General features: G+C 57.2%; 16 protein-coding genes. 11 read left to right on the plus strand and 5 right to left on the minus strand.

The window, feature by feature from the left end:
- Positions 1 to 3: 3 nt before the first annotated feature.
- A complete protein-coding gene (locus QMK32_RS20285; protein ID WP_283477057.1) occupies positions 4 to 1491 on the plus strand; it encodes an oligosaccharide flippase family protein in 1488 nt (495 codons plus the stop codon).
- Between the two features lie 63 nt (positions 1492 to 1554).
- On the plus strand, positions 1555 to 2832 hold the full coding sequence (locus tag QMK32_RS20290; RefSeq protein ID WP_283477059.1) for a polysaccharide pyruvyl transferase family protein: 1278 nt from the start codon (positions 1555 to 1557) through the stop codon (positions 2830 to 2832).
- A 38-nt stretch (positions 2833 to 2870) separates the two neighbouring features.
- Here the strand turns inward: QMK32_RS20290 and QMK32_RS20295 are convergent, their stop codons facing one another.
- Positions 2871 to 3683, minus strand: a complete 813-nt coding sequence (locus tag QMK32_RS20295; protein ID WP_349307586.1) for a WecB/TagA/CpsF family glycosyltransferase — start codon at positions 3681 to 3683, stop codon at positions 2871 to 2873.
- A gap of 243 nt (positions 3684 to 3926) precedes the next feature.
- On the opposite strand from QMK32_RS20295, the gene gmd reads away from it, so the two are divergent.
- The 3 genes from gmd (at position 3927) to QMK32_RS20310 (ending at position 7104) form a co-directional block, all read left to right on the plus strand.
- A complete protein-coding gene (gmd, locus tag QMK32_RS20300) occupies positions 3927 to 4949 on the plus strand; it encodes a GDP-mannose 4,6-dehydratase (protein ID WP_283477060.1) in 1023 nt (340 codons plus the stop codon).
- 2 nt (positions 4950 to 4951) lie between these two features.
- Entirely contained in the window at positions 4952 to 5923 is a 972-nt protein-coding gene (locus QMK32_RS20305; RefSeq protein ID WP_283477148.1) for a GDP-L-fucose synthase family protein, read from the plus strand.
- Positions 5924 to 6366: 443 nt separating this feature from the next.
- On the plus strand, positions 6367 to 7104 hold the full coding sequence (locus QMK32_RS20310; protein WP_283477061.1) for an SGNH/GDSL hydrolase family protein: 738 nt from the start codon (positions 6367 to 6369) through the stop codon (positions 7102 to 7104).
- Between the two features lie 248 nt (positions 7105 to 7352).
- Here the strand turns inward: QMK32_RS20310 and QMK32_RS20315 are convergent, their stop codons facing one another.
- Positions 7353 to 7664, minus strand: a complete 312-nt coding sequence (locus QMK32_RS20315; RefSeq protein WP_283477062.1) for an ankyrin repeat domain-containing protein — start codon at positions 7662 to 7664, stop codon at positions 7353 to 7355.
- Positions 7665 to 7785: 121 nt separating this feature from the next.
- Between QMK32_RS20315 and QMK32_RS20320 the strand changes: the two genes are divergently transcribed.
- Both QMK32_RS20320 and QMK32_RS20325 read left to right on the plus strand, forming a co-directional pair.
- Positions 7786 to 8439, plus strand: a complete 654-nt coding sequence (locus QMK32_RS20320) for a hypothetical protein (RefSeq protein WP_283477063.1) — start codon at positions 7786 to 7788, stop codon at positions 8437 to 8439.
- Positions 8440 to 8505: 66 nt separating this feature from the next.
- Positions 8506 to 9366: an ArsR/SmtB family transcription factor gene (locus tag QMK32_RS20325; protein ID WP_283477064.1), complete on the plus strand. Its 861-nt coding sequence runs from the start codon at positions 8506 to 8508 to the stop codon at positions 9364 to 9366.
- 83 nt (positions 9367 to 9449) lie between these two features.
- On the opposite strand, the gene QMK32_RS20330 is transcribed toward QMK32_RS20325, so the two are convergent.
- The 3 genes from QMK32_RS20330 to QMK32_RS20340 form a co-directional block, all read right to left on the minus strand.
- Positions 9450 to 9653, minus strand: a complete 204-nt coding sequence (locus tag QMK32_RS20330; protein WP_136170151.1) for a hypothetical protein — start codon at positions 9651 to 9653, stop codon at positions 9450 to 9452.
- Between the two features lie 143 nt (positions 9654 to 9796).
- A complete protein-coding gene (locus QMK32_RS20335) occupies positions 9797 to 9988 on the minus strand; it encodes a hypothetical protein (RefSeq protein WP_283477065.1) in 192 nt (63 codons plus the stop codon).
- A gap of 341 nt (positions 9989 to 10329) precedes the next feature.
- The gene (locus QMK32_RS20340; RefSeq protein WP_283477067.1) at positions 10330 to 11016 is read right to left on the minus strand and encodes a TetR/AcrR family transcriptional regulator; all 687 of its coding nucleotides are present in this window, start codon (positions 11014 to 11016) and stop codon (positions 10330 to 10332) included.
- 136 nt (positions 11017 to 11152) lie between these two features.
- On the opposite strand from QMK32_RS20340, the gene QMK32_RS20345 reads away from it, so the two are divergent.
- Genes QMK32_RS20345 through QMK32_RS20360 form a run of 4 tightly spaced genes read left to right on the plus strand, consistent with a single transcriptional unit; the run spans position 11153 to position 15979 of the window.
- On the plus strand, positions 11153 to 12391 hold the full coding sequence (locus QMK32_RS20345; protein WP_283477069.1) for a cytochrome P450: 1239 nt from the start codon (positions 11153 to 11155) through the stop codon (positions 12389 to 12391).
- Positions 12388 to 13197 carry an SDR family oxidoreductase gene (locus tag QMK32_RS20350; RefSeq protein ID WP_283477071.1) on the plus strand — a complete coding sequence of 270 codons (810 nt, stop codon included), beginning with the start codon at positions 12388 to 12390 and terminating at the stop codon, positions 13195 to 13197. The genes QMK32_RS20345 and QMK32_RS20350 overlap by 4 nt, the downstream gene beginning before the upstream one ends.
- Complete coding sequence (locus tag QMK32_RS20355; RefSeq protein ID WP_283477073.1) at positions 13194 to 14570, plus strand: aldehyde dehydrogenase family protein; 1377 nt, start codon at positions 13194 to 13196, stop codon at positions 14568 to 14570. Before QMK32_RS20350 ends, QMK32_RS20355 begins: the two co-directional genes overlap by 4 nt.
- Positions 14571 to 14626: 56 nt before the next feature.
- Entirely contained in the window at positions 14627 to 15979 is a 1353-nt protein-coding gene (locus QMK32_RS20360; RefSeq protein WP_283477075.1) for a DUF1254 domain-containing protein, read from the plus strand.
- Positions 15980 to 16026 lie beyond the last annotated feature (47 nt).

Here is a 16026-nt window from a genome sequence, read left to right on the forward strand (position 1 = left end):
TCTATGACTAAGGCACAGAGTGGTGAACTCGCAAGATCCGGTATTCGCGGTAGTGTTGTAACGGTCGCGGCACAAGCACTATCTGTAGTGTTTCGGCTAGCAGGCTTGGTCGTACTCGCAAGGCTACTGGAACCTTCGTTGTTCGGTCTAGCCGCGATCGCAGTTGCAATTTCGACTTTTGCAAGCGCCATTATCTTCCTTGGCCTCCCCATGGCGACCGCCCAGGCGCCGAAGCTTTCAAACGCCGCACAGTCGACATTATTTTGGATAAATACGGTCCTCGGAATAATTCTTTGCATTGCAATCGCCTCAACGGCAGATTTTGTAGCAAATATATACTCAAGTTCGGATTTGGGCTATATTTTAAAGTGGATCGCGCTTGTTCCGCTTATCAGTGGTATTCAGTCCCAGTTTCGACTTAGGCTAGTGCGCGAATTACGTTTCGGCGTGTTGGCGTCCGCCGATGTCGCAGCTCAGGTGGCATCGACCATATTATCGATAGCGCTGGCATATCTCGGCTATGCACTTTGGGCGATTATCTCTCAAGGCTTAACTGTCGTCGTAGTCCAACTTCTAGTAGTGGGAGTGTCCGCTCGTTGGGTCCCTAAAAAATTGGGAGACTGGAACACTCAGGTCCGAGGGATACTAATTGTCGGACTCCGCATATTTGGAATAAATGTACTTCGAGATGGATCACGTTCTGCTCTTGTGCCATTAATGGGACTTCAGTTTAGCCCTACTTCGCTCGGAAATTTTGATCGCGCGCAGCAAATCGCGGTAGTGCCGGTAAGTTTGACTGTCGATCAATTGCAACGGGTAGTTGTTCCGATACTGGCAAGGCTAAAAGGAAATATAGAAAGTATCTCATCTTTTTATCGGGCCGGTCAATTGTGTGTCGTCTACATGACTGGCTCGTTGTTCGCAATTTTGGCAGCAGCTTCACCCACTCTTGTCGAACTATTGCTCGGACGGGAGTGGTCCCAGGCCGGTACCGCACTCCAGGCACTCTCAGTTGGTGCCGCAGTACGAGCCTTAGCTCAAACGACTCAGTGGGTTTTCATTGGGGTTGGACAGACTGCTGCATCGTTAAAGCTGAATATGTTTCTTCAACCTGCAGTTCTTGCAATCTCCCTATGTGGAATCCCTTGGGGAGTCGTTGGCGTCGCATGGGCTAACTCGGCGGCATGGTTAATGGCATGGCCGCTGTCAACTTGGGTATTATCTCGTGCCGTTGGGTTACCGTTCAAATCCATATTGCAGGATGCGGCACGAGGCCTTTTTTTTCTGGTGATTCCGGTTGGTCTATTTGGCTTGTTGGTCGACAGTTTCTCACGCGCGCTGGGACTCTCGAACATTGGAGTTCTTAGCGCAACGATCTTGTCCTCTGTGCTACTTGGATCAATGCTTGTGCTGACCGTTCCCATAGTTCGACAAGACTTCCTGAGAATCTATAGTCTGTTTCGCCTGGCTCTCAGAAAAAGCCCAGTTTAGTCACATCTTTCACTTGCTCAAAGTTCATCCTGCTGAATATCAAATCTATCGAATGGGGAAAGCATGTCGTCATGTAGGAAAATTGGTTTGATTGGTGCATATGAGCGGGACAACTTTGGTGATGTGCTATTTCTTGAACGGGCATACCGTTATTTGGGAAAGCGTGACAGTGTTGCCTTAGCGCCTTACCGCCGCGCCATGGGTGCAGACATCAAGCAAACCGTAGAAGTTGAACGGTACGCGGATGCGCTTGTCCGTCGAGAACTACAGGGAATCCTCGTAGTTGGAGGCGAAGTGGGCGGTACCTCGGCGTCGGACGCCTACCGAATGTCGTCTTCATCAGAGGACTATCGACTGTGGGAGAGTGAGCCGTTACGTAAGAGACGTTATAGGATTGAAGATGAACTTGGCAGTTCCGCCTATTCGTCGCCCTATCTTCCGCGAATGTCTGGGTCGGAGGATTCTCTTAGGCTGAGCTTGTCAATAAACTCGGTAGGCTTGAGTGGATTGGGAAAGCTCATGGGGAGTCGACGGGATGAGGCGTGGAATGCGGTAAGGGAATCGTCTTATCTGTCCGTTCGGGACAACGAGTCTAGCAGTGTGCTTGAATCCGCAGGTATCAGCCATGTTTTGGCACCAGACGTCGTACACACGTTGGCTCTGGACAGTGAGTTTGTACCCAACCTCAGGCCCGACGTTGCATTGGTGCAGGTAAAGTCACGCAGTCTCGCACAGATCGGACCGCATAGATTTGCAGAAGCACTAAATTCTTCGCAATCTCTGAAAGGGATGACGATCCAGTTGTTTGCAGCTGGCTATGCGACTGGTCATGACTCGCTTGAACTATATCAACGTGTTTCGGATGCCTTCCATAAGATGGATTCCTCGGGAAGGCTCTTACTTCCGGAAGATCTTTCTCCGATTGATAAAGCAAAATCAATAGCTGGGTGCGGAGTGTGGATTGGTACGTCGCTACATGGATGGATTATATCGTCGTCGTTTGGCCGCCCCCGGGTAGGACTAGAACTGGTGAAGGTTGGTCGCTATGCGCGAAGTTGGGGAGACCCAATGCCAACAGAGGTGCGAGTTCAAGACATTGATGCGGCAGTGGGCGGAGCCATCGAGATGAGTCGTGCCCTAGGGGCTGAGGAAGTGGCCCGTTCTCTGGGGATGGCGAAAGAAGCAGAGGGTTCGGTGATCAACGCTTACGCGGCGTTGGGAGGCGAAGTCAGCGAAGCAGACTTTGCGATGCGCGTTCAGACGCATCGAGTCCTCGAAAGAAGAAGAGCGCGGGCTAGTAGAAGACTTCTGGACACCGCCTTGTTTTGGAAAGGTAAGTAGGAGGAATGCTCTGCCAAAAATGGCGTAGATTTGCGTAGTTAAACGTTTCTGCTTCCAGACTGGAATAATGCTGAGTATAAGAAGTGCATGTTTCCAATTAAGTATCGTCTCCAGAGCCTTCGGGGTTCCATAGCGAATCTATAGGCCCACTCGAAGCCGGAATTCTGAATGAGTGGAGGAGCTTCTTTCACGGTGCCGGCGACGAAGTCGAAAGCGGCTCCCACTGCTATGCACGGTCGACCAGATTTCATACTTAGTTCGTTCGCTAGGAAGTCTTGTTTAGGAGTGCCGAGTGCAACCCAAATTATGTTGGCGCGAGTAGCTTCAATCGCAACTAAGCATTCTTTGATCATCGCGTTATTGACTGGTGCGAAAGGAGGTGAAAACGTTCCTGCGATTTTTACGCCAGGGTAATTCATATTAATTGAATCTGTGAGTTTGTCTAGTGTTTCGGTAGTCGTGCCGAGTAAGAAGTGCTGAATTTCCGTGGACTGTGATGCTTTTAGAGTCTCTTTAAAAAGAGAGGGACCCCTCACGCGACTTGCCTTGCCATGGCCGGACCGCACCTTCATGAACCACACTATTGGAGCACCATCAGGAAAGTTCAGACCACTCCGGTTCATCATGTGCGAATACTCAGCGTCTCGCGAGGCGAGCGCAACACAGTACGCGTTCGATAGTCGGATGGAAATAGGCTCTGCTCGTCGGCCTGCGTCGATCACTCGATCGACCGCCTCTGCCAGAGATAAGGCAAGGAAGGGTATTTTTCCGACTCGAACTCGCATTTGATCAGGATATGTAGGTTGCATCGAATAAGCTCCAAAAATAGTGGGTGAGTGTGACTGCTTCATCTACACCGCTTGTGTCGATTTTATTAGATGTGATGACTGTACGCTAACCAAAGGGAAACAGGAGGCCGTTCACGTCTGCGGAAGTTATCAGTCCGTGTTACTGCTCTTGTATGCGAAAGTGGCCGTTAGGGTTAGTTGATTTGAAAATATAGGTTTGTTGACGGTTTCGACTCGGTCGCGGAGTTGACATTCACCGGATAGCATACTGAAGTCGAGTGTTTGAGATATGGAAGCGGAGAGAATATGAAGCGTGCGCTTGTGACCGGGATAACTGGGCAGGATGGTTCCTATCTAGCGGAACTGCTGCTGGCCAAAGGATATGAAGTGCACGGTCTGATCCGCCGTTCGTCAACCTTCAATACCTCAAGGATCGAGCACCTGTACGTAGACCCGCATGACCCCAAGGCCAAACTATTTCTCCATTACGGCGATTTGAGCGATGGAGCGCGGCTGGTTACATTGCTGGCCCAGATCCGCCCGGATGAAGTCTACAATTTGGCAGCTCAATCGCATGTGCGGGTAAGTTTTGATGAGCCGGAACATACCGGAGATACGACTGGAATCGGATCGATCCGTCTGCTTGAGGCCGTGCGGTTGACTGGACTGCAATGTCGGTTCTATCAGGCTTCTAGTTCTGAGATGTTCGGTGCAAGTTCGCCGCCTCAAAACGAAAATACACTGTTCTACCCACGGTCACCTTACGGTGCAGCGAAGGTTTACGCGTATTGGGTCACGCGTAATTACCGCGAGGCCTACGGGATTTTCGCTGTCAACGGGATCTTGTTCAATCATGAGTCGCCGCGTCGGGGAGAGACCTTCGTGACTCGGAAAATCACGCGTGCGGTTGCTCGAATTAAGGCTGGGCTAGAGCAGACACTCTATATGGGGAACCTGGACGCAATCCGTGATTGGGGTTATGCGCCAGAGTATGTGGAGGGGATGTGGCGCATGCTGCAAGCAGACGAACCAGATGACTATGTGTTGGCCACGGGTGGGAACTTTTCGGTCAAAGACTTTTTAACAATCGCTTTCGAGCATGCGGGTCTAGATTGGGAGAAGCACGTACGCTTTGACGATCGCTATCTTCGCCCTACTGAGGTTGATGCCCTGATCGGGGATGCCAGTAAGGCTGAACGGTCTCTTGGTTGGAAGGCAGCCGTGCATACTCCAGAACTCGCGCGAATAATGGTTGACGCAGATATTCAGGCACTTGAGCACGAGGGGCGCCCGTGGATTGATCGTCCGATATTGAAGGATTGGGTGTGAAGATGTCTGAGTCGTGTGCATGGAAGGGCCCACTGGATCGGCGTGCCCCGTTCTACGTGGCAGGCCACCGCGGGTTGGTTGGGTCGGCGATCTGGCGAGAGTTAGAGGCGCGCGGGTTTTCAAATTTGGTTGGTCGGACGTCTGGTGAGCTGAACTTGCTTGATCGAGATGCAGTCCACCGTTTTTTTGCTGATACAAAACCGAAGAACGTAGTTCTCGCCGCTGCCAAGGTCGGCGGAATCCTCGCCAATAGTACGTATCCTGTCGATTTCATATCATCAAATCTTCAAATCCAAGTTAATGTTCTGGACGCAGCATTGGAGCACGGTGTTGAGCGACTATTATTCTTGGGATCCTCGTGTATTTATCCAAAGTTGGCCCCGCAGCCGATCAAAGAGGATTACTTGTTGACGGGGCATCTTGAACCCACAAATGATGCATATGCGATCGCGAAGATTGCTGGAATTGTTCATGTTCAGGCTGTCCGCAAACAGTACGGGCTGCCGTGGATTTCGGCTATGCCGACGAATCTATATGGCCCTGGAGACAATTTCTCACGAGCAGGGTCTCATGTGCTCCCCGCGCTGATACGACGCTTCGACAGCGCCAAGCGTGATGGTTCATCGACGGTTACAAACTGGGGATCGGGGCAACCCAGACGTGAGTTCTTGCACGTTGACGATATGGCTGCTGCATGTGTTCACCTTCTTGAGAACTATGACGGACCGCAGCAAGTAAACGTAGGTACGGGCGAAGATCAGACGATTGAAGATATTGCGGAGTTGGTGGCCGAAGAAGTTGGATACACCGGCAATATCGAATGGGATACGTCAAAACCTGATGGCACACTGAGGAAATTGCTGGATGTCTCCACGCTCAGGGGTTCCGGTTGGGAACCAAAGATCGGATTGAGGGAGGGCATAGCGTCGACGGTCAAGTGGTATAGGGAGAATGGGGATGATCTGAGAGAGTGATTCCCGAGGCTTGTTTGGCTTTCAGAAATCTTTGTAGAATTCTGCGAATAAGTGGGATCGTTTAATCGTCGTCTCAGGTACCTGGAGTGCTTCGCGAGTGATGGTCGTTGTCTATTGGGGTCGCCATTCGGAACTAGCTCCAAACTTTTCGAGCGCAAGCGGCGGCCCCAGGATCGGCTGTTGGGCGTTCAGAACCACTCGATAGTTCTGGTTCGCGGGTGAGGCAACCGTATTAGTCGAAGGGTGTCGCGGACCCGCATAAGTCAGGTACTTGTGTTCGCGTTGGGTCGATGCCGATATGGATGTGCAGGTTTGGGCAAAACAGCGCTCCTGCTTATGCAAGCGAGCGGCGGTTGCGACTGTAAGGCACAATGCCAAGTATGGCTAAACGTGGACGCGTTCCCCGGCAATTTTTCGGATCTCGAGACAAGCTGCTCCTAGTAATGAGCGTCGTGGTTCTAACAGTCATCGCGGTTTTAGCCGCCTTCTTGTATGACAACCAGCGGACCAGCGACGTGCGAGCATCGGCATCAAAACCATACGTCGCGCCGAATGATCCGTATCGTCCAACAGTTACTGTCCCCGAGGATCCCCGTTTGCTTTTTATAGGTGACGCATACACGCAAGGAATCAACGCCCACCCTCGATCAGAAGGTTTCGCCTCGTTAGTCTCTGATCAACTGGGCTGGCCCACCGAGATCGATGGAGTTGGCGGGACGGGATTCACCTGGGGTGGCGGGCCAGACGGTTTGGAGCGGAACGACTACATAAGCCGCATTGGTAGGCGTGCTGGAGCGAGTGGTTTCGCGCCAAATATTCTGTTTATTCAGGGGGGTCAGAGCGACCATCTGGCGGCCCCCGAATTTCTTGGAGACAGAGTTACGGAGACGATCAGGGTCGCTCGTGATACGTGGCCTGGGGTACAGATTGTGGTCATGGGCCCGTCGCGACCAATGCCTGGCGGTGACTTATTGAAGCGTGTCTCTACGCCGATCGCGCAGGCAGCCCTGGACGCTCAGGTGCCGTTTATCAATCCGCTGGGAGCAAAGTGGTTTACGAACGAAAACAGCCAACAGTATTATGGCGACCCCGGCGGATCGCTTCTAAACTCCGATGGACATGCCTACGTGGCAGATAGGGTGCTAGAAGCATTGCAAACGATCGGTGTCCGCAACTATTAACTCAATTCGGCAGACGGGCCGCGTGTTGCGAACAGGTCGACGGTAGCCGGACCCCCGCGTTTTAGAATGGCGATTGTGAGTCCGGTCGATCACTGTGTCGTGCAGTAGATGGGGTTGTGGGCATACTGGGATGCACACTAGTCTGGGTGAGGTAGTCCGTCGAGGATTAGCGCACCTGCACCTAGCAACTCCACGAATACCTGGTGCATAGGATTGTTCTCCAGAACGCGGGCGAGGTCGATCACGGGTCAGCCAGACGTGTTCTTCTGATGGACATCTGAGCCATGGGCGAGCAACAGTTCGAGAATCTCTGGAGGACCCGACGGGTTCAGGAGAGTCACCCGCAACGGCGAGTTCCCGTAAGCATATTCCGTGTCGACCCGTGCACCGTGGGCGAGCTGACGCCACTGAGCCCTGCTGGGCGCAAAGTGCAACGGCGTGAACCCTGGGTTGTCCGCAGCATTCGCGTCCGCTCCAGCAGCGAGTCCCGCGTCATCCTTCCTGCAGGCGTTGTCTTTGGCGGCGTAGCGCAGCGGGACTCTGCCGTCACGATCTGTCATTGGCGGTCTCTCGGTATTCGCCAGTGGCTGTCTTCGATGTCAAAGAGTTTCAGACTGTCGTCGAGTCTTGTCTCGTCCATTCTTCCCTGGCGAGCCACCGAGAGAACGGCTTCGAACAACCATGGCGCCTTCACCGGAGCACCGACGTGCACACGAACTCCTCACCGCCGAGATCACGCGCGTCAGCAAGAAGGCGAAGCTGCCGTTCCGCACGCTCACCGATCTGGTGAACACCGGCCAGCGGTACCCCGACCTGATTCCGTTGCTCATCGACTGGCTGCGCCACGTCGAATTGCGCAGCAAAGCAACCGAGCCGAAGGTTCTCGCCAACCTGCGCGAGGGATTGTCTCGCGCCCTCACTACCGTCGATGCCGTCGGGACCGAAGCTGTGCCGGTGCTGTTCGACCAGTTCGACCAGTTCTACCTCGACCTGCCGCTGCCACCGATCAACAGCCATGCGGTGAGTAATGCATTGCTGCATCTCGCTGTGCCTTCGGATTACGACTGGATGGCAGCTCTCGCTACGGATCGGGCGTTGAGTTCGGGGCGGGCGGCGATCTTGGAATGGTTGATAAAGCAGGGGAGACCTGATGGTCTCGAGATCGTCGTCGGGGAAATCGAGGACCCGAGTGTGCGAGCCCTCGACATCAAGTACCTGCGTCAGTTCAAGTCCCTGCCCGACGGCTTGAAGCCGAAGGTCGAGCGGTACCTCGGCGATCTGGACAGTGAAGTGCGAAAGCAAGCGAAGCTGACACTGCAGAAACTGCCTGCATAAAGCCGGTCCGAGCTGCCGGGTAAATATCTCTTGGCATATGCAGCCGTTTGGTTGCACATTGGTTTGGTGCTCCCGCAACCTGATGTCAACGCCGTCTTCAAGGCACTCGCCGGTCCCACTCGGCGTGCACTTCTGGACGCTCTGCGACGTGAGCATGCGCAAACGCTCGGAGAGCTCTGCGAGGGCATCTCGACGGCTCGCCAGTCCGTGACCAAGCACCTCGATCTACTTGTCGCGGCCAACCTGGTCGTTGTCGTCCGCAAGGGGCGTGAACGTCGACACTTCTTGAATCCCGAGCCGATTCACGACATCGAACGCCGGTGGATCCGTGATTTCGACCTCCCACACCTCGACGTCCTAGACGTTGTCAAACAACGAGCAGAGGGCAACGCCATGAAGGAAGCCGAACAGTTCCCCGACTACGTGTACGTCACCTACATCCGAGCTTCGGCGGAGCAGGTGTGGGAGGCACTCACCGACGCCGACATCACCGCAATCTACTGGGGCGGGATGGCCAACGTCTCCGGCTGGGAGGTCGGAGCTTCGTGGACACACCGATTCGACGGCCGGACAGGCCATTACGATATCTGGGGCAAAGTCCTGGAGTCCAATCCACCGAATCGCCTGGTGTTCACCTTCCAACCCGCAGCACAGGCACTCGAAGAGGCAGGCTCGGTGGTGAAGTATCAGATCGAGTCGGTCAAAGACTCCGTGAAGTTGACCGTCAGCCACACGAACTTTGCCAGTAGGGAGATGCTCGACGGTATCGCGCAAGGCTGGCCGACCGTGCTGACAAACCTCAAGTCCTACTTGGAAACTGGTACGCCATTTGCGAACGACCTCAGTCAGATGCAGAACGACTCGAAACTCACCGCCACGCTCAACGACGAGACCACCGACGCGAGGCGCCGGTGGTCCGAGGGTTGATGGAGCGCAGCGTCCACTGGCGCTCGAGACTCACACTGAGATCGGCTCTTTTGCTGCCGTGATCAGGTGAGACCTTGTAATCGTTAGGTGCCCGGATTGAACGGATTGATGCCGTTCTGGAGTTGATAGAAGAATCCCCAGACCGCGTAGTAGACCGGGTACAGCCAGTTCGGCACCCACTCAGGCGTAACCGGACCACTGCCGGGACTTGCATTGGCTACACCCGAAGTGACGAACAAGATCAACGGCACCGAAACCGCCACTGTGGCAACTCTCAACTTGTTCATGCTGGTGCTATCGCGCGGAATCACTGCACGTTACAAGATTGAACCACCTCGGTCCCGCCGGTACGGTCCAAACGACAAGGGAGGCTGGGGGAGTGGTCTGTCGGATGAAACGATCGATGCCGCAACCACGATCACCTGCAGTGCTACGGGCACAGCTCCTGCCGAGTCTGGTTCCAGAACGGGAACAGTTGCGCACTGGTGGCGTCAGGGTGATCGCGTTGGGCCAGGTCTTCGAATTCCAGGACGGTTTTTCCTGCGGTGCGGGCAACTCCGCACGCCTGCAAACTCAGTTTCGCGGAATCCACGAACCCGATATCGGCGGCGTAGGGCCCCAATACGCCCGAGTCGACGAAGGATTCGAGTCCGTTCCCCCCACATGTTGTACTCGGTTTGAAGGTCGAAGTCGCACGGCTGCCCGAACAACGAGCTGCACGTCGTCGGCTGGCCCTGGATCACGAACGATTCATCGGCGAGGGCGGGCGATGTGGTGTCCCGGGATGAATTGATCACCGCGAGCAAGACGATGAAGACAACCGCGAAGAAGCCGAGGAAGATCAGCACGTTCAGGATGCGCTTCATCTGCATTCACCCCTCTTGCCGCTGATATTCCGAGACTGACATTTCGAGACCGAGTCCCCATCCTGCCGGATCGGGGCTCTGGCGCGTGTAGCAACCGTCAATCCAGCGTCTCGGCGTGCACCCGCGGCCAGTTCTCTGGCCAGTGTCCCGGTTCTGGCACTACGGCGAAGTATGCGGCGGTGGCCATATCGAGCAGGTTGACGATGAAGGAGTTCAGGTCGAGCCTTCCTGGGGCGTCCGCCGGCATTCTGGTGCGCGCAGCGAATGCGGCAATGACAAATTTGGTGATCAGCCGAACACGTTCGTCGAGCACATCTGGGGGGACGTTGGGAAGGCTGCGGCGGATCTGGTTCATGGCGCTGGCGCTCGACGGGATGTAGCGGAATTCCGGCATACTGCCTGGCTCTTCGTATACGCGGGCCATGATCTGGATGAACCGGCGCCCCCGTTCCGAGCTGAGCTTCTCCGCGTAGGGGATGGAGAGGGCTGCGATCGCGTCCCGCACGGCGGCGGGCGAGGACTGATCGCCGCTGCACAGCTGCTGGGTGCACTCGTCCACCCGTTGCCGGACATCCGCCATGTGCGCAGCCACGATCTGCTCGAGCAGCCCTTCGCGGGAGCCGAAGTAGTAGTGCACCGCGGAGTCGTTCCGCACGCCCGCGAGCGTGTTCAGCTCGCGCAGACGCACACCATTCGGACGATTGTCCGCAAACAGAGTCTCGCCCGCCCGCATCAGTCGCTCACGCGCCGAATCAGGCTCGACACTCAGTGGATGAATGCTCATGGTTGACAGCCTAACGAACTCCGTTACTATGACGTACATCACCTAGTTAACGAAACTCGTTAACGTTTTGGGATTAGTTCGGGTCGGTGCCTGGTGCGCACTGGCCGGTCTACCAATCTGCCCGTGAGGATTCGATATGAACCTGCCGAAGGGGATCGACGTCACCGATCCCACGCTGTACAACAACGGGATTCCCCACGAGCTTTTCGCTGAGTTGAGGAAGAACCATCCGGTGTGGTGGAACGAGCAGCCCAGTGGGATCGGCGGCTTCGAGGACGAGGGCTACTGGGTTGTCTCCACTCACGCCCTGGTTCAAGAGGTATCCCGGGACAGTGACCTGTACTCCTCGTGGGAGAACACCGCCATCGCTCGCTACTCCGACCACGTCCCACGCGCAGCCATCGATGCCAATCGCGGAATCATGTTGAACATGGATGCGCCGGAGCACACCGCGCTACGGAAGATCATCTCTCGAGGCTTCACGCCCCGAGCTATCGCCAAGCTGCGCGATGCGTTGTCCGCCCGCGCCAACAAGATCGTTGCCGACGCACTAGCTGATGGCACTGGAGAGTTCGTCGCAGATATCGCGGCCGAGCTTCCGCTGCAAGCGATCACAGAACTCATCGGAATTCCTCAGGAGCAGCGCCACAAGGTCTTCGAATGGTCCAACATCATGACCGGCCGCGATGATCCGGACATCATCGGCGATCCCGTCGCCGCGATCGGCCAGGTCATGCAGTACTCGATGGGCCTGGCGGCGGACCGGCGGGAATGCCCGGCAGAGGACATCGCGACCGCCCTGGTCCGCGCGCAGGACGAGGACGGTGCGCTCACCGACTTGGAGTTCGGCTACTTCGTGGTGCTGCTGATGGTCGCCGGCAGCGAGACCACCCGAAACGCCATCACCCACGGCATGATGGCTTTTCAAGACAACCCCGAGCAGTGGGAGACGTTCCGCCGCGAACGGCCCAAGACTGCCATCGACGAGATCATTCGGTGGTCCAGCCCCGTGTTTTCCTTCCAGCGCACCGCCACCCGGGATACCGAGTTGGGCGGGCAGTCCATCGGCAAGGGTGATCGCCTACTGATGCTCTATGCCTCGGCCAACTACGACGAGACCGTGTTCGACAATCCCCACACCTTCGATATCGGCCGCGACCCGAATCCGCACCTGGGTTTCGGTGGCACCGGCGCCCACTACTGCATCGGTGCAAACCTCGCCCGGATGGAGATCGAGTTGATCTACGACGCTATCGCCGAACAGATGCCGGATATCAGCGTGATCGGGCCCCCGAACCGGCTCAACTCCTCGTTCATCAACAGTGTGAAATCGCTACCGGTGAGCTACGGGAAATGCCCGGTACAGCCGAAATGACTGCGACACACGAGCGCACGGCAGTAGTCACCGGCTGCGCAACAGGAATTGGTGCCGCCACCGCAGCAAAGTTGGCCGCGTCGGGGGTCCGAGTGATCGGCGTCGATATCGCCGACGCGGATGCGGCCACGATGCCCGGCGTTACCACTTTCATCCAGGCCGACCTGTCGACACGGGACGGTGTGCGCGAGGTCGCCGATGCCATCGACGAGCCAATCGACATCCTGCTCAACAACGCAGGAGTGGCTGCAACCCGCCCGTGGCGGCAGGTGCTCGCGGTCAACGCACTGGCACCGCGGGATCTGACGCGGTTACTGCTACCCAAGTTTCGCGAGTCGGCCGCCGTGGTCACCACGGCATCCCAGGCCGGCTTCGCCTGGCGAACCAACTATGCACGCGCCAAAGCATTTCTGGCACAGGAGGATTGGGATCAGGCATACGCCATGTTCGACTCCCACCCGAACATCCAGGACGCCTGCTACCAAATATCGAAGGAAGCCGCGGTGGTGAATATGCTCGCTACCGCCACCGCGAACCGTGCCACCGGGCTACGGGCCAACACGGTCTCGCCGGGAACGGTGCAAACCCCACTGCTGGCGGATTTCACCGAGGCAATGGGTGCCGACGCGATCGCCGGGGCCCGAGACTGGTCCGGCCGCCACGCGGATCCAGGCGAGATAGCGGACGCCATCGTGTTTCTGTCCTCAGCGTCCGCCAGCTGGATCAACGGCGTGGACCTACCCGTCGACGGCGGCTACGGCGCGCAGATCTTCACCCTGATGAACCCCTTGGGAGGCAACACATGACACAGGAAATCGGATCCGTCTTGACCTCGGTCAACCCGGCCACCCTCGAGGTCGTGGCTGAGACCACCATCTCGACCCCGGTCGAGATCGAGAAAACAATCGCCGCGGCAACCGCCGCCCTGCCCACGTGGCGACGCAGCCTTCCCGCCCGGCAGGACCTGGCTCGACTCATCACCGAGCAAATCCACGCACACGCCGACGCGTTGGCCGAGTTGCTTACCCGCGAGCAGGGGAAACCGCTGGCCGAGGCCAAGCAGGAGATCTGGATCGCCGCCGAGGCTTTCCGCGCGGCCGCGGATGTGGAGTGGGAGACCAGCCGGACCCAGCAGGTGCTCGGTGGGCACCACGCCACCGTGGTGCACGCTCCGTACGGCGTTATCGCCGCGATCGTGCCCTGGAACTTTCCTATCTACCTGGCAGCAGCCAAGATTGCACCGGCGTTGATTGCCGGAAACACCGTCATCGTCAAGCCGGCGGAGACAGTATCGAGGGTGGTCACCGAGTTCGTCGAGATTCTGTCCTCCGTCCTTCCCTCGGGTGTGATCGGGTTGGTGGCCGGCGGGCCCAGCGTCGGGCAGGCATTGGTGACGGACCGCAGGGTGCGCAAGGTTTCGTTCACCGGATCGACGCAGATCGGCCGGGAGATCATTCGTCAGTCCGCGGAAGCCCTCACGCCGCTGACGCTCGAACTCGGAGGCAACGACCCCGCGATCCTGCTCGCGGATGCCGACATTGCTCAGGCAGCAGAGCGACTGGCTGCAGGGGCGTTCATGAATGCGGGCCAGATGTGCATCGCACCCAAGCGCGTCTACGTTCCGCGCGCACAGCACAGTGATTTCACCGAAGCGCTCGCTTCACACGTCCGCCAGCGCGTCGTCGGCAACGGCCTGGAATCCGGCACCACAATGGGTCCTCTCCACAACCCGGCACAGCGCGACTTCGTCGAGAAGCTGATCGCGGACGCAATCGCGGGCGGAGCGCGCGTGGTCACGGGTGGTCCGTCCGCTGCGAAAAGTGAACTGCCCGGCCACTTCCTGGCACCCACTGTGTTGACGGACCTCGGTGACGATGCCGATGTAGTCAGGCTCGAGCAATTCGGTCCAGTGCTGCCGATTATCGCCTACGACAACCTGGACGAAGTCCTCACGCGTATCGACAGCCAGGAGTTCGGTCTCGGTGCGTCGGTATGGTCCGCCGACACCGACCGGGCCCGGCAGGTGGCCGAGGGAATCGAGGCCGGCACCGTGTGGATCAACAAGCACAACGCCCTCGACGTGAACGTCCCGTTCGGCGGGGTCAAGGCCAGCGGCTTCGGCCGCGAGGGCGGCCGTGCCGGCATCGACGACTTCCTCATCACCCGTGTCATCAATTGATCGAACGACCGCTATCGAACGTCTAGTCATTCTTACCTCGAAATGGAGCACTCTTCATGGCTGTTGAAAATATGTCCAGCGACGCTGCCCAGGATCTCGAAGATGCGTATGTATACGCCTACCCCTTGGTGCTGATGGAGACCATTCGCGCAATGGTCACCAATACCGAGACCCCCACCGCAGATCGTGCGCCACTCAATCAGTTGTTCCACTCCAGAGATTTGGCGACACCTGCCCTCCACAGTCTCACCCGGCCCAACGTGGACACGTTGTACTCCCAGGCCTACCTTGACCTGGGAGAAGAGCCGTACCTGCTGTTCAAGCCGGAGACTGACCGGTACTGCTCGATTCAGCCGTTCGATGGTTACTCGAACAACCCGGCGGTGCTCGGCACCGGGGGCGTCGGTGGAAACGACGCAGTCACCTATGCGTTGATCGGTCCACGATTCGACGGGGTGCTGCCCGATGATGTCATCCCTGTCCCGGTATCGACCGACTTCGTCTGGCTACTCCTGCGCGTACGGTGCTACGGGCCCGAGGACCTGGAGGAGCCGCGCAAAATCCAAGACTCGATGGACCTGTATCCACTGTCGCAGCATGGTGAAGAGCACACCTACCCACGCGGGAGTTACACACCGGATCTCGATTATGTTCCCGTCCAACATCTTCAGAAGATGGAGGCTAGCGAATACTTCGATCGCTTCAACAGGCTGGCAGCCGGCAACCCGGGTGCCCCAGAAGATCAGCCGGCCTTGGACCGATTCGCCGCACTGGGCATCGGCGCCGGATTGACATTCGATCTGGCATCTCTTCCGGAATCAGTCCAGGAACGGGCCGGTCAGCTGCCTGGCTTCATGGGCGGTAGCAAAGTCAACGAGAGCCGCCGAGTCACCGCGATCGATGGTTGGATCTATCTGGACGAGTCCATCGGAAATTTCGGCACCAAATACCTGTACCGTGCCAGAATTGCGCACGGCGGATTCGCCAATCCCGTTGACGTCACGGCCTATCCGTCGACGCAGGTGGACTCGGGCGGAGAGCCGCTCACCGGGACAAAGACCTACAATCTTCATTTCGAGCCCGGCCAGTTGCCGCCGTACGGTGACTGGGGCTGGTGGTCCCTCACCGCTTACTCCGCGTCCGGGCAGTTGTTCGACAATGAACTCGATCGCTATGCAATCGATGACAGCCAGGACCTGACGCTGAACGATGATGGCTCACTGGATCTTTGGATCAGCGGTACAAATCCGGGGGACGGTCGTGAGCGCAACTGGCTGCCCGTCCGCCCCGAGAATTTCGGAATCACCCTGCGCATCTACTTCCCACACGTCAGCGTCAACACTCATGACTGGTTGCCGCCCAAGGTGACGGTAGTTCCCAGCACCGAGCCGCAAACGGTATCGCAGTGAACCGAAAAATCTTGTGGCGCGGACACCAGCTGCCACACCTGAATACT

The organism is Rhodococcus sp. H29-C3 (assembly GCF_030063405.1).
GTDB lineage: Bacteria > Actinomycetota > Actinomycetes > Mycobacteriales > Mycobacteriaceae > Rhodococcoides.

Bases quoted from the DNA above. Each gene is read 5' to 3' on its own strand.
- QMK32_RS20350 (WP_283477071.1), top strand. From the start codon at position 12,388: ATGACTGCGACACACGAGCGCACGGCAGTAGTCACCGGCTGCGCAACA.
- QMK32_RS20340 (WP_283477067.1), bottom strand. From the start codon at position 11,016: ATGAGCATTCATCCACTGAGTGTCGAGCCTGATTCGGCGCGTGAGCGA.
- QMK32_RS20360 (WP_283477075.1), top strand. From the start codon at position 14,627: ATGGCTGTTGAAAATATGTCCAGCGACGCTGCCCAGGATCTCGAAGAT.
- QMK32_RS20295 (WP_349307586.1), bottom strand. From the start codon at position 3,683: ATGAAGCAGTCACACTCACCCACTATTTTTGGAGCTTATTCGATGCAA.
- QMK32_RS20345 (WP_283477069.1), top strand. From the start codon at position 11,153: ATGAACCTGCCGAAGGGGATCGACGTCACCGATCCCACGCTGTACAAC.
- QMK32_RS20315 (WP_283477062.1), bottom strand. From the start codon at position 7,664: ATGACAGATCGTGACGGCAGAGTCCCGCTGCGCTACGCCGCCAAAGAC.
- QMK32_RS20320 (WP_283477063.1), top strand. From the start codon at position 7,786: ATGGCGCCTTCACCGGAGCACCGACGTGCACACGAACTCCTCACCGCC.
- QMK32_RS20290 (WP_283477059.1), top strand. From the start codon at position 1,555: ATGTCGTCATGTAGGAAAATTGGTTTGATTGGTGCATATGAGCGGGAC.
- QMK32_RS20310 (WP_283477061.1), top strand. From the start codon at position 6,367: ATGAGCGTCGTGGTTCTAACAGTCATCGCGGTTTTAGCCGCCTTCTTG.
- QMK32_RS20305 (WP_283477148.1), top strand. From the start codon at position 4,952: ATGTCTGAGTCGTGTGCATGGAAGGGCCCACTGGATCGGCGTGCCCCG.
- gmd (WP_283477060.1), top strand. From the start codon at position 3,927: ATGAAGCGTGCGCTTGTGACCGGGATAACTGGGCAGGATGGTTCCTAT.
- QMK32_RS20330 (WP_136170151.1), bottom strand. From the start codon at position 9,653: ATGAACAAGTTGAGAGTTGCCACAGTGGCGGTTTCGGTGCCGTTGATC.
- QMK32_RS20285 (WP_283477057.1), top strand. From the start codon at position 4: ATGACTAAGGCACAGAGTGGTGAACTCGCAAGATCCGGTATTCGCGGT.
- QMK32_RS20355 (WP_283477073.1), top strand. From the start codon at position 13,194: ATGACACAGGAAATCGGATCCGTCTTGACCTCGGTCAACCCGGCCACC.